Below are 13,621 nucleotides of genomic sequence, written 5' to 3'. Positions count from 1 at the left end.
AGCAACGACCCGCAGGGCAAGCATCGAAGATGCGCGTCATCCTCTCTCGCCGACCACATTCGAAGAAACCTGCTTTTTTAAAGCAGGTTTTTTTTCGTCTGTAGTTTCTCAACTCACCCTGTTGTTTATCCGCGACATTCCGCTGTATGCCTGTCTCTGTCAGGAGACACGTATCTTATTGATAAATAAAGCGTCACCTAAGCTGACATTCACATGTCGTTCACTGGCGACAGAATGACGGTTTGAAGGACGGTCTCCGGGTTTGCAGAAAATAACTGCCGAGCTACAGGTATAATAAAGTTGTTAATTATCAGTGTAATAAAAAATTATTAACAGACCCTTGCCATCCTGGCACGCGTCCTGCAATATTCCCGCCGTAGATGCTCATTCCACCTATTATGTTTGCTCCGGCTTCATAAACCTGGGAATGACGCAGAGCCAATTTACAGTGCCTATTGTCATCCTGACCGATAACGCGCAAGCGCTATCATCCAGAAGGCAAAACGTTGAGTGAGGCACTAAATCTGTTGTCCTGGACCTGATTGTTTTATACACCTGCCCATATGCAGGTGTTTTTTTTTGCCCATACCCCGGCATCCTTTGAGCTGCAGATGTGTTGGCTGCTCTTAGTCACCCGAATCACTGACTTAAGTCAGCTCATCGGGATTCCTGCGTTTGCCGCCTTTCTGCAACTCAAATGATTTGGGGTATTAGTATTGATGACGTAAAAAAGGCTCCGAAGGAGCCTTTTTGCTGACAGCAATTTTCTTACGGTTGCTGCGAATTATTCAGTGTCAGCATCAATCCTTCACGGCGCATCTCAGCGGCTTCAGCCGGTTTGTACAGCTTATCCAGCGCATCGGCCAGCCATGCATAATCATACGCGTCAGGGCGTTGTTTCAGCGCTTCACGGAACGCTTCGTTGGCCTGCTGCCATTCACCGTGTTTCATCAGCAACTGACCGAGCGTGCTGCTCAGCAGCGGCGTGGTGCCGTTTTGCTTAATGAGCTGACGCAAAGTCTTTTCAAGCTGCTCAGGATTACCTGAACGCAGTTTCGGCATCAGCGCAACCAGACGATCGTCATACTGACGCTTCAGTCCGTCGAGGATCACTTCCTGCGCCAGATCCTGATCGTTGCATTCAATCAGATGCGTTGCCATCGCCACCTGCAATGCCACTTCATGGCGGGTTTTGCGGCTCTGATCTTTCCACCAGCGTTTCAGGCCTTCGCTGCCTTCTTCCGCCATCAGCTGATTCATCATGCCGATATAAGCCTGTTCCTGAAGAACGCGGATTTCATCGTCATTACGGACGCCGGCTTTAGCCATCGACGGTAAAATTTCCAGCAGTGAACCATAGGCACCGGTACGCAGATAAGCCTGTTCCGCCAGACGTAACACTTCCGGATGACGTGGCGACTGGCCGAGCAAACGGTCAACGCCATGGCGTGCTGCATGGATTTCGCCCTGCGCCAGCTGAATACGCACACGGGTAATATCCACCGGCATCTGGTCGGTGTCGGCAATTTCCGCCGCGCGTTCCAGATACTGATTAGTGCGGATGTCATCGCCACGCTGCTGCGCCGCTTCTGCTGCCAGTAAATAGTTCACCACAGGTTGTTCGGCATGATCAGCATTGCGTGCCAGCAGTTTCTCCATCTGGCGATGATCGCCTTCTGCCAGTTTGAGCATCGCAGCCTTAGTTTGCTTACGCGCTTTAGAGCTTTTACGCCCGGCAAACCAGCCGCGGGTACGCGCACCGGTACGCAGAATGCGTCGCAGGATCCATTCAATAAAGAACAGCACCAGAATCAGCACGATCAGCATGATAACTAAACCGGTGACGCTGGTTTCAATGTTGTAGTTATCGGTCTGGATCAGCACATAACCCTGATGACCGGCCAGCATCGGGCCGACAATAATCCCGGCAAACACAATCAGGAATAACACGAAGACTCGTAACATGCGTTATTCCCCCTGCGTGGCGGCGGCGGGCTGCTGGAGCAGGTTACGCACGCGGGTCTGCATCAGTTTTTCCAGCATCGGCTGGCTTTTCAGCTCGTCCGGTACATCCATCGAAATGGATTGCTGACTGAGATTATCCAGTTCTTCCAGGAAAGCTTTGGTTGACGGGTCAGACGTATCAAAATAGGCGCGAACCCAGGTCGATACGCTTTCCAGTGACTGCTTGTAAACTTCATCCTGATGACGCGGAACGGCCTGTGCGGCAATCAGCAAACGTGAGCGGATATTTTCGCGCAGATACACATCCTGATTCGGCGCCAGCAGCGGTTCTGCGCTGGTATCACGACGGCGGATGGTAATGAAGTCATCCATAAAGTTGTGCCAGCTTTTGGTCAGGTTCTGACGCCATTCGGTCAGCGAACCGGAAAGGCTTGAGCTGTCGTTGTCCATCGGGGAATCATCGGTGTCATTGTCGGCCAGACGCAGGTTATCCACCTGATTTGACAGCTGATTCAGCTTGAGAATGATACCGTCGAAATCGACCTGTGCGACGGCAGAAAGGCTGCCTACGTCTTCGTTCAGCGCACGACGCACGTCAATCAGGCTCGGGTCATTCATGTCCGCGAGGCTGGCATCGGCACTTTTCAGCAAAGCGGCGGCGGTGGTGACATCCTGATCGCTCCACAGTTTGCGACCTGCCAGTTTCACCAGATAATCGGCCTGAGCCAGTAACCAGGTTTTGGCATCGCTGCCGGAAATGCTGGCGACTTTATCTTGTAATTCATTCAGCTGACGACCAAACGACGCTTGCTGGCGATCGGCGGCCTGCTGAGTCTTATCCTGCTGAGCGAGCAGGGAAGCGATTTGCTGCTTATCCTGTTGCTGGCTTTTTTGCAGGGCATCAAGCTGTTCGGAAAGCGCCGCATTGGCGGCGGCCTGCGCCAGCGATTGCTGGTGGCCGTGATAGTAAAGACCTGCACCAAGCGCGATCACTAATACAATCGCAATAGCGCCTAATACCGGCGCGGTACGTTGCTTTTTACGCAGCGTTTTCAGCTCCTGGTCACGTTCTGAAGCGTCTGGCTGGGGGCTCTCAACCGCTGGGGAGATCACAACATTCTCATCCGGCGCGGAAGGATTTTTTTGTTCCGTCATTTTGGCACATCCCTTAGTCAGGTAGTTGTAATGCGCGGATCAGCGCATCATTGTCTGCATTTTCTGCAACCCTAATTGCGCTCCAGCCAAGCTGGCGGGCGAGGGTTGCCAAACGTTCACTGACCACCACCAGGTTACAGCGCAGTAACCATGAATTTCGATAGTATTCAGGAACTAACTGGTACAACTGTTGCAGCATTTCTCCGCTGGTCACGACCAGCGTATCAATTCCGGCGCGTTGCCAGAGGGCGCTCTGTTCGCCGGCATCGTAGTAGACCGGGCTGCGCTGATAACATTCGCAGTAGGTCACTTCAACGCCGCGTTCCGTGAGCGTTTCGGCCAGCAATTCCCTTCCGCCATTGCCCCGCAATATCAGCGCTTTTTTGCCCTGAATGCGCTGCAACGCCGGGAGATTCAATAGCGTCTCGCTGGTTTCACCCTCCTGCGGATAGATAACCGGGAGACTGCTGGCACGATGAAACAGCAGGCCTGTGGTGCGGCCAATCGCATAATAGCTGACGTTATCCGGCCAGCGGGTGGCAGACTGACGTAATGCGCGATCGGCGTAGTTCACGGCATGTTGAGAGAGTACAAACACCAGATCCTGCTGATTTAATGAGGATAGCAGGTTCGGCAGCATTGCGAGCTGGTTCCCCGGTGCAAATTCAATCAGCGGGGAATGAAAGGCTACCCGGCCCAGTGTACGCAGCCGGTTGACCAGCATTTCTCCTGCCGGAGAGGGGCGGGTAACCAGAATGGTCATCGTGGAGCGTTCCCCTGATAGACCTCTTGCAGAATTTCCCGTGCGCCGTTGGCCAGCAGTTCTTCGGCCAGCTCCACGCCCATACTGTATGCATCTGCGGCCGGACCGCGACGTTCGCCGGAGACCATCTGGCTGCCATCGGGTGCGCCAACGAGTGCGCGAAGCCACAGGTCATCGCCATTGAGTTCCGCGTAGCTACCGATTGGCACCTGACAACCGCCTTCGAGGCGCATATTCATGGCGCGTTCAGCCTCAACGCGTACCGTAGTTTCGCGGTGAGCCAGTGGCGCGAGTAATTCGCGGGTGATGTGATCGTCAAGACGGCATTCGATACCGACGGCACCTTGTCCGACTGCGGGCAGGCACTCTTCCGGCGTCAGCGCCGTACGGATACGGTTCTCAAGACCCAGACGTTTCAGGCCTGCGACGGCCAGAATAATGGCATCGTATTCGCCATTATCGAGTTTGGATAAGCGCGTGCCTACGTTGCCGCGCAGATCGCGGATCATCAGATCCGGACGCTTCTGGCGCAACTGGCACTGACGGCGCAGGCTGGATGTCCCGACAATACTGCCGTGGGGCAGATCCGCCAGACTGGCGTATTGATTTGAGACGAAAGCGTCGCGCGGGTCTTCGCGCTCACAAATTGTGACCAGTCCCAGACCTTCCGGGAATTCAACCGGCACATCTTTCATGGAATGCACGGCAATATCCGCGCGGCCATCGAGCATTGCCAGTTCGAGTTCTTTGACGAACAAACCTTTGCCGCCCACTTTGGCCAGCGGGGTATCTAAAATGATATCGCCCTTGGTGACCATTGGGACCAGTTCCACCTGTAAACCGGGGTGACAGGCCATCAGCTGGCTTTGAACATATTGTGCCTGCCACAGAGCCAGCGGGCTCTGGCGGGTGGCAATTCGAATGATTTTGTCTAACATATTTGTTACCGTTTAACTGTCTCTGCGACCATCCTACCACTGACAATAGAAAGCTGTCAGCGTAAGAAGCCATTCGTAAAAGAAGGTTAACGGTCACTGCGGGGAATTGTTCCTTTGCGGAACAGACGGTAAAATCCAGAGAAGCGGAAGAGTAATTGTGGTGCGTTACTTTCTTTACGGTCAATCAGCAAGGTGTTAAATTGATCACGTTTCCAGCAATTATTCGTCAACTATTTGCGCAATTTCGATTGTTCAAAGCATAAGCATCACGATAAATGACGGATTTGGAACGGGGTTATTTCCAGACACTGTATAATCAGGCGAAACGTCTTGTACCTCTACATCGAGACATTGAAGCAAAGATTGGATGCGATCAACCAGTTACGAGTCGATCGTGCACTGGCAGCCATGGGTCCTGCGTTTCAACAGGTCTACACGCTGCTTCCTGTCTTTTTACATCAACATCACCCTCTGATGCCGGGATACCTTGAAGGTAAGGTTCCGCATGGTATCTGTATTTTCACGCCTGATGAATCCCAGCAAACCTATCTGAATGACCTCGAAGAGAAATGGGGCAGCCCGCTTGAGCCCATGGTGAAAGGCGAATTGCCTGTCACCGGCATCTATTCCATGGGCAGTACCTCCTCAATCGGTCAGAGCCAAAGTTCTGATCTGGATATCTGGGTCTGCCATCAGTCCTGGCTCGATAACGAAGAACGCAACCGCTTACAGCAAAAATGCAGCCTGTTAGAAAAATGGGCGGCCTCGCTGGGCGTGGAAGTCAGCTTCTTCCTGATCGACGAAAACCGTTTCCGCCATAACGAAAGTGGCAGCCTGGGCGGCGAAGACTGCGGTTCAACGCAGCACATCTTATTGCTAGACGAATTCTATCGCACCGCGGTGCGCATGGCCGGTAAGCGTATTCTGTGGAATATGGTGCCGGGCGAAGAAGAAGCGCATTACGACGAATACGTCCTTTCGCTTTACTCGCAGGGCGCCCTGACGCCAAATGAATGGCTGGATCTGGGCGGCCTGAGTACGCTTTCGGCGGAAGAGTATTTCGGCGCGAGCCTGTGGCAGCTGTATAAAAGTATCGATTCGCCTTATAAAGCGGTGCTCAAAACGCTGTTGCTGGAAGCCTATTCGTGGGAATACCCGCAAACCCAGTTGCTGGCGATGGACATTAAACAGCGTCTGCATCAGGGCGAAATCGTCTGCTTCGGGCTTGATTCCTATTGTATGATGCTCGACCGCGTGACCCGTTATCTCACCCAGATTGAAGACACCACCCGCCTTGATTTAGTCCGCCGCTGTTTCTATTTAAAAGTCTGCGAAAAATTGTCCCGCGCACGGGCATCGGTCGGCTGGCGTCGTGAAATTCTCAGTCAGCTGGTGGCGGAATGGGGCTGGGACGAAGAACGTCTGGCTATTCTGGATAACCGGGCGAACTGGAAAATCGAACGTGTGCGCGAAGCGCATAACGAACTGCTTGATGCCATGATGCAAAGCTATCGCAACCTGATCCGCTTTGCCCGTCGCAACAATTTAAGCGTCAGCGCCAGCCCGCAGGATATCGGCGTGCTGACCCGTAAGTTGTACGCCGCTTTCGAAGCGCTGCCGGGCAAAGTCACGCTGGTGAACCCGCAGATTTCACCTGATCTGTCTGAGAACGATTTAACCTTTATTCATGTGCCAATTGGCCGTGCGAACCGCACCGGCTGGTATCTGTATAACCAGTCGCCGTCGATGGAATCTATCGTCAGCCATCAGCCGCTGGAATATAACCGTTATCTGAACAAGCTGGTGGCGTGGGCCTATTTCAACGGCCTGCTGACGTCGACTACGCGTCTGCACATCAAAAGCGGCGGTCTGTGTGATATCGCTAAACTGCGCGAACTTGTGGCGGATGTGTCACATCACTTCCCGCTGCGACTGGCCGCACCGACGCCGAAAGCGTTGTACAGCCCGTGTGAGATCCGCCACTTAGCGATTATCGTCAATCTGGAACACGATCCTACTGCGGCCTTCCGTAATCAGGTCGTGCATTTTGATTTCCGTAAACTGGATGTTTTCAGTTTCGGGCAGAATCAGGAATGTATGGTCGGCAGTATTGACCTGCTTTACCGCAACTCGTGGAACGAAGTGCGTACGCTGCATTTCAGCGGTGAACAGGCGGTGCTGGAAGCGCTGAAAACTATTCTGGGCAAAATGCATCAGGACGCCGCACCGCCGGAATCGGTGGAAGTGTTCTGCTACAGCCAGCATTTGCGCGGTCTTATCCGCACGCGCGTTCAGCAACTGGTGTCGGAATGCATCGAACTTCGCCTTTCCAGCAAACGTCTCGAACCTGGCCGTTTTAAAGCCGTGCGCGTTGCCGGACAAACCTGGGGTCTGTTCTTCGAACGCCTGAGTGTTTCCGTACAGAAGCTGGAAAATGCCATTGAGTTCTACGGTGCGATTTCCAACAACAAACTTCACGGATTGTCGGTGAAATTGCAGACTGACCAGGCACATCTTCCGGCGGTCATTGACGGCTACGCCAGCGAAGGGATCATTCAGTTCTTCTTCGAAGACAGTTCCGACGACATCGGTTTCAACATTTACATTCTGGATGAGTCGAACCGCGTCGAGGTTTATCACCATTGTGAAGGCAGTAAAGAAGATCTGGTGCGTGACGTCAGCCGTTTCTACTCCTCCTCGCATGACCGGTTTACCTACGGCTCAAGCTTCATCAACTTTAACCTGCCGCAGTTCTACCAGATTGTGTCCCTTGATGAGCGCATTCAGGTGATCCCGTTTCGCAGCAATGCGTTATCTGTGGCCTGCGCGCCGTTGCCTGAAACTGAAGTCGAACCTTCCCGGTTGAAACAGCAATTTCAGTTGCATTAGAAAAGTTGTCCCAATCCCGGACACGCGGCAGAATATCTGGCTTTCCTTCTCTTTAAACCCTGAAAATGTGCCCGTGTGTTTTATCGATTCCTGTTGCTTTTCATGATCCACCTGCGATTATAGAGAGCTTGGTCGCATGAATTACGGGCATTCATAAAATGAAAAACGCTTTACGCTGGTCTCTGGCCGCGACGATATTATTTTCTCTCTCCGGTTGCGGACTGAAAGGGCCGTTGTATTTCCCACCACCGGAAAAATCAACCACTCAGAAAACCAGTAATGTTCCAGGTACTGCTAACGACGGTTCATCGCAGCAGAAAGGTGTATCACCAGAAGATCTCACGACTAATTCCAGAGATTAACCGGCCTGTGCCGGGGGTTCGGGCAACGCTGCCGGAGCCCTTTCCTTCAGGGATCATCGCGACTGGATTTGACCAGCGGTAAACGGAGTCAGTTATGCAGTTCTCCAAAATGCACGGCCTGGGTAACGATTTTATGGTCGTTGATGCCGTCACTCAAAATGTCTACTTCTCGCCTGAGTTGATCCGCCGTTTGTCCGACCGTCACCGTGGCGTGGGTTTTGACCAGCTGCTGGTGGTAGAGCCACCTTATGACCCCGAATTAGATTTCCACTACCGCATTTTCAATGCCGACGGCAGCGAAGTGGCGCAGTGTGGCAACGGCGCGCGTTGCTTTGCCCGATTTGTCCGCATTAAAGGTCTGACCAACAAACGCGACATTCGCGTCAGTACGCAGACTGGTCGTATGGTGCTGACGGTAACGGAAGATGAAGAAGTTCAGGTCAACATGGGCGAGCCGGTGTTCGAGCCGCAACAGGTTCCTTTCCGTGCAGTGAAACCGGAAAAGACCTATATTCTGCGTGCAGAAGAGCGCACAGTATTTTGCGGCGTCGTGTCGATGGGAAATCCGCACTGCGTATTGCAGGTCGAGGATGTATTAACGGCTGAAGTCGATATCCTCGGGCCGATGCTGGAAAGCCATGAGCGTTTCCCCGAACGCGTGAACGTCGGGTTTATGCAAATCCTCAGTCCGGAAAGCGTGAAATTACGCGTGTACGAACGCGGCGCCGGTGAAACACAGGCGTGCGGAAGTGGTGCCTGTGCCGCCGTCGCTGTAGGTATCCAGCAAGGGTTGCTTGCTGAAGACGTTCAGGTGGAACTGCCGGGAGGCAGCCTCGAAATTCGCTGGAAAGGGCCGGGTCATCCGCTGTATATGACCGGACCTGCCACTCATGTTTACGACGGATTTATTCATCTATGAACAATCTTGATGACCAGATTGAACCGGTGATAGCACTCGACGACGACAGCGTGATGCAATATCTGCTGCAAAACCCGGATTTCTTTATTCGCAATGCCCGAAGTGTCGAGCAGATGCACGTACCGCATCCGGTGAAAGGCAGTATTTCGCTGGTTGAATGGCAGCTCGGACGTCAGCGTCATCAGATTGCGCAGCTTGAAGAAGAAATTACTTTGCTGATGGAGCAGGCCTCGATCAACGAGTCGCTGTTCGGACGGATGATCGAACTGCAGGCCACGCTTGCGGCGGCCAGTAGCTTGCAGGATATGCTGAATCGTCTGCAACGCTGGGCGCGCAGCCTCGGACTGGCGGGCGCCAACGTGCGTTTGTTCAGTGAGGGCTGGCGTATCGGCGCGCCTTCCGATTTCACCCATCTGGCAGTAAGTCGCAGCGCATTTGAATCGATGCGTATTCAGCGTCTGGGCGAAACTCCGCATTACCTTGGTGGTCTGAACGGCCCGGAACTGTTGCTGTTATTACCTCAGGCCAAAGCCGTCGGTTCTGTCGCGCTTTCCCTGATGGGCGAGCAGGGTGAACTGGGTGTGCTGATTTTCAGCAGCCGTGATCCGCAACATTATCAGCCGGGAATGGGCACCGTCTTACTCAATCAGCTGGCTAAAATGTTACCCGGCCTGCTGGAACGTTGGATCGAACGGGTATGAGCCACACCGAATCGCCTCTGTATCCCGCGGTCGAGGCGTTTCTGCGTTATCTGCACGTTGAACGTCAACTCAGCCCGCTCACCACGACTAATTACAGCCGCCAGTTAGAAGCGCTGATCGCCATCTCCGGCGAGATCGGTATTTCCAACTGGCAGCAACTTGATGCACCAAAAGTTCGTATGTTACTGGCGCGCAGTAAACGCGCTGGTTTAGGACCTTCCAGTCTGGCGCTGCGCATGTCTTCACTGCGCAGTTTTCTCGACTGCTGGTGCGTCAGGGCGTATTGAGCGCCAATCCTGCCAAAGGGATTTCTACCCCGCGTTCTCCAAAGCATCTGCCAAAAAATCTTGATGTTGATGAAGTGAATAAACTTCTTGAAATCGATCTCAACGATCCGCTTTCCGTGCGCGACCGCGCGATGCTGGAAGTGATGTACGGCGGCGGACTGCGTCTTTCTGAACTGGTGGGTATCGACTGCAAGCATATCGATATGGCTTCCGGCGAAGTGCGCGTGTTGGGTAAAGGCAGCAAAGAACGCAAAGTGCCGATCGGACGCACAGCCGTCACCTGGCTGGAACACTGGCTGGAACGTCGTGGTCTGTTTAATCCGCAGGATGACGCGATGTTTTTGTCGAGCAAAGGCAGCCGTATTTCTGCGCGTAATGTTCAGAAGCGTTTTGCCGAATGGGGCGTGAAACAGGGTGTGAACAGCCATATTCATCCGCATAAACTGCGCCACTCGTTCGCCACGCACGTGCTGGAATCCAGCGGCGATTTACGCGCGGTACAGGAATTGCTGGGTCACGCGAACTTGTCCACCACGCAAATCTATACCCATCTGGACTTTCAACATCTGGCGACGGTTTACGACGCCGCGCATCCCCGCGCAAAACGAGGAAAATCATGATGAAGTTCTATCGTCCGCTGAAACGCATTGAAGCGATCACCTTCGATTTAGACGACACGCTGTATGACAATTACGATGTTATCCGTCGTACCGATTCTGAAACGCTGAAATCGATTCAGGGTTTCCATCCGGCGCTGGCCGATATGGCACCGGACACCATCCGCCTGATGCGCGCAGAATTGCTGGCAGAGGACGCGGAAATTTATCACGACGTCACCGAATGGCGTCGTCAGGCGGTATTGCTGGCGATGAAACGCGCAGGTCTGAGCGAAAGTGATGCCACGCAGGGCACGAAAGCTGCGATGGAAACCTTTGCCCTGTGGCGCAGCCGGATTTATGTTCCGGGTGAGAATCACGACGCGCTGGCCGCCCTGGCGGAACGCTGGCCTTTAGTGGCGATCACCAACGGCAATGCCGATCCGCACGCCTGTGGTCTGGCGCAATATTTCCAGTTCACCTTGCGCGCTGGCGATCACGGCCGTGCAAAACCTTACGCTGACATGTATAAAAAGGCGTCAATGAAGCTGGATATCCCGCTGGAAAACATCCTCCATGTGGGTGATGACCTGACGACGGACGTCGCGGGTTCCGTGCGTTGCGGGATGCAATCGTGCTGGATTAATTTGCGCGAAGGCGACCTGATGCACATTAAGGATGCCCGTCTGTTACCGCATATTGAGATTTCGCAGTTGGCATCGCTGACAGCATTGCTATAATCCCTTCTTAAATTACTCTGTATAAATTCACAGTAGAAAAGCATTCACCGGGTGAGTGCTTTTCTCATCCTGACAAACGGTGCCTATGGACGTTTCTGACCTGCTCGACAGCCTGAATGAAAAACAACGTGAAGCCGTGGCCGCGCCGCGCAGCAATCTGTTGGTACTGGCCGGGGCAGGCAGTGGCAAAACCCGCGTGCTGGTTCACCGCATCGCGTGGCTGCTGGCCGTCGAAAAGTGTTCGCCGTATTCCATTATGGCGGTCACCTTCACCAACAAAGCGGCGGCAGAAATGCGCCACCGTATCGACCAGCTGATCGGCACCAGTCAGGGCGGCATGTGGATTGGTACCTTCCACGGCCTCGCGCACCGTTTGCTGCGTGCGCACCATTTAGACGCGAATCTGCCGCAGGATTTCCAAATCCTCGACAGCGACGACCAGATGCGTCTGATCAAGCGTCTGATCAAAGCGTTGAACATCGACGAGAAACAGTGGCCGCCGCGTCAGGCGATGTGGTACATCAACGGCAAAAAAGATGAAGGTCTGCGCCCGCAGCACGTTGAAACTTATAACAATCCTGTCGAAGCGACCTGGTTACGCATTTATCAGGCCTATCAGGAAGCCTGCGACCGTGCCGGCCTGGTGGATTTTGCCGAGTTATTGCTGCGCGCCCACGAACTCTGGCTGAACAAGCCGCATATTTTGCAGCATTACCGCGAACGCTTTACCAACCTGATGGTGGACGAATTCCAGGACACCAACAGCATTCAGTACGCGTGGATCCGTCTGCTGGCGGGCGACAACAATAACGTGATGATCGTCGGCGACGATGACCAGTCGATTTACGGCTGGCGCGGTGCGCAGGTCGAAAACATCCAGCGTTTCCTGAAAGATTTCCCGAATGCGGAAACTATCCGTCTGGAGCAGAACTACCGTTCGACCAGCACCATTCTGAAGGCTGCTAACTCGCTGATAGAAAACAACAACGGCCGTATGGGTAAAAACCTGTGGACCGAAGACGGCGAGGGCGAACCGATTTCACTGTATTGCGCATTCAACGAACTGGATGAATCGCGCTTTGTGGTTAACCGCATCAAAACCTGGCAGGACAACGGCGGTGCGCTGAAAGATTGCGCCATTCTTTACCGCAGCAACGCCCAGTCGCGTGTGCTGGAAGAAGCCTTGTTGCAGATGGCGATGCCGTACCGTATTTACGGCGGCCAGCGGTTCTTTGACCGTCAGGAAATCAAAGATGCGTTGGCGTATCTGCGTCTGATGGCTAACCGTAATGACGATGCAGCGTTCGAGCGCGTGGTGAACACCCCGACGCGCGGCATCGGCGACCGTACGCTGGATGTGGTGCGTCAGACAGCCCGTGACCGTCAGCTGACCATGTGGCAGGCCACGCGTGCTTTGTTACAGGAAAAGGTTCTGGCAGGCCGTGCCGCGTCTGCTCTGCAACGCTTCACCGAACTGGTTGACGCACTGGCGCATGAAACCTCAGACATGCCGCTGCACGTGCAGACTGACCGCGTAATCAAAGACTCCGGCCTGTTCATCATGTATGAGCAGGAGAAGGGCGAAAAAGGCCAGGCGCGCATCGAAAACTTAGAAGAACTGGTGACGGCAACGCGTCAGTTCAGCTATCAGGACGAAGACGAAGACCTGATGCCGTTGCAGGCATTCCTGTCCCATGCCGCGCTCGAAGCAGGCGAAGGGCAGGCGGATGCCAATCAGGACGCCACGCAGCTGATGACACTGCACTCGGCCAAAGGGCTGGAGTTCCCGCAGGTGTTTATCGTCGGCATGGAAGAAGGCATGTTTCCGAGTCAGATGTCGCTGGAAGAAGGCGGGCGTCTGGAAGAAGAACGCCGTCTGGCGTACGTCGGCGTTACGCGTGCCATGCAAAAACTCACCCTCACTTACGCTGAAACCCGCCGCTTATACGGCAAAGAAGTGTCGCATCGTCCGTCACGTTTCGTTGGTGAATTACCGGAGGACTGTGTCGAAGAAGTCAGAATGCGCGCCAATGTTTCACGCCCGATGAGCAACCGCAGTGTCGGCACGCCAACCAGCGTCAGCGATACCGGCTTCAAACTCGGCCAGCGCGTCATGCATCCAAAATTCGGTGAAGGCACCATCGTTAACATGGAAGGCAGCGGCGAACACAGCCGTCTGCAGGTGGCGTTCCCGGGGGAAGGGATTAAGTGGCTGGTCGCCGCCTACGCCCGCCTCGAGGCCGTCTGATTTTTAACTCCCTCCCCTGCGAAGGGGAGGGTTGGGGTGGGGTATTAAGGTCAAAAAC

The 13,621-nt window shown here is 54.0% G+C and carries 11 protein-coding genes and 1 pseudogene; 8 read left to right on the top strand and 4 right to left on the bottom strand.

Annotation, left to right across the window (positions count from 1 at the left end; all coding sequences use genetic code 11):
- Positions 1-238: hypothetical protein (locus UC15_RS26080; RefSeq protein ID WP_232829951.1), on the top strand; the 238-nt coding region annotated here is incomplete at its 5' end.
- Positions 239-768: 530 nt separating this feature from the next.
- On the opposite strand, the gene hemY is transcribed toward UC15_RS26080, so the two are convergent.
- The 4 genes from hemY to hemC are packed head-to-tail and all read right to left on the bottom strand — an operon-like array spanning position 769 to position 4,821.
- Positions 769-1,965, bottom strand: coding sequence for a protoheme IX biogenesis protein HemY (gene hemY / locus UC15_RS19490; protein WP_112290276.1), 1,197 nt, complete (start codon positions 1,963-1,965; stop codon positions 769-771).
- Between the two features lie 3 nt (positions 1,966-1,968).
- Positions 1,969-3,120 (bottom strand): uroporphyrinogen-III C-methyltransferase, encoded by a 1,152-nt coding sequence (hemX, locus tag UC15_RS19485; RefSeq protein WP_112290275.1) that lies wholly within the window; start codon positions 3,118-3,120, stop codon positions 1,969-1,971.
- 13 nt (positions 3,121-3,133) lie between these two features.
- Positions 3,134-3,883, bottom strand: a complete 750-nt coding sequence (gene hemD / locus UC15_RS19480) for a uroporphyrinogen-III synthase (protein ID WP_112290273.1) — start codon at positions 3,881-3,883, stop codon at positions 3,134-3,136.
- A complete protein-coding gene (hemC, locus tag UC15_RS19475; RefSeq protein ID WP_112290271.1) occupies positions 3,880-4,821 on the bottom strand; it encodes a hydroxymethylbilane synthase in 942 nt (313 codons plus the stop codon). Before hemC ends, hemD begins: the two co-directional genes overlap by 4 nt.
- A 330-nt stretch (positions 4,822-5,151) precedes the next feature.
- Here hemC and UC15_RS19470 point away from each other — a divergent pair, with 330 nt between their 5' ends.
- From UC15_RS19470 to uvrD, 7 genes and pseudogenes are all read left to right on the top strand, one after another.
- Positions 5,152-7,710 (top strand): class I adenylate cyclase, encoded by a 2,559-nt coding sequence (locus UC15_RS19470; protein ID WP_112290270.1) that lies wholly within the window; start codon positions 5,152-5,154, stop codon positions 7,708-7,710.
- A 158-nt stretch (positions 7,711-7,868) separates the two neighbouring features.
- Entirely contained in the window at positions 7,869-8,072 is a 204-nt protein-coding gene (locus tag UC15_RS19465; protein ID WP_112290268.1) for a lipoprotein, read from the top strand.
- Between the two features lie 94 nt (positions 8,073-8,166).
- Positions 8,167-8,991, top strand: a complete 825-nt coding sequence (dapF, locus tag UC15_RS19460; RefSeq protein WP_112290266.1) for a diaminopimelate epimerase — start codon at positions 8,167-8,169, stop codon at positions 8,989-8,991.
- Positions 8,988-9,692, top strand: a complete 705-nt coding sequence (locus UC15_RS19455; RefSeq protein ID WP_112290265.1) for a DUF484 domain-containing protein — start codon at positions 8,988-8,990, stop codon at positions 9,690-9,692. The genes dapF and UC15_RS19455 overlap by 4 nt, the downstream gene beginning before the upstream one ends.
- A pseudogene (gene xerC, locus UC15_RS19450) lies at positions 9,689-10,599 on the top strand (tyrosine recombinase XerC). The gene UC15_RS19455 and the pseudogene xerC overlap by 4 nt, the downstream one beginning before the upstream one ends.
- Positions 10,599-11,315: a 5-amino-6-(5-phospho-D-ribitylamino)uracil phosphatase YigB gene (yigB, locus tag UC15_RS19445; protein ID WP_112290263.1), complete on the top strand. Its 717-nt coding sequence runs from the start codon at positions 10,599-10,601 to the stop codon at positions 11,313-11,315. Before xerC ends, yigB begins: the two are co-directional and overlap by 1 nt.
- Positions 11,316-11,400: 85 nt before the next feature.
- Positions 11,401-13,563: a DNA helicase II gene (uvrD, locus tag UC15_RS19440; RefSeq protein ID WP_112290261.1), complete on the top strand. Its 2,163-nt coding sequence runs from the start codon at positions 11,401-11,403 to the stop codon at positions 13,561-13,563.
- Positions 13,564-13,621: the final 58 nt, after the last annotated feature.

Origin of the sequence: Rahnella sp. AN3-3W3 (assembly GCF_003263545.1) — a bacterium.
Lineage (GTDB): Bacteria > Pseudomonadota > Gammaproteobacteria > Enterobacterales > Enterobacteriaceae > Rahnella > Rahnella variigena.
This window is presented reverse-complemented; position numbering and strand designations above follow the sequence as displayed.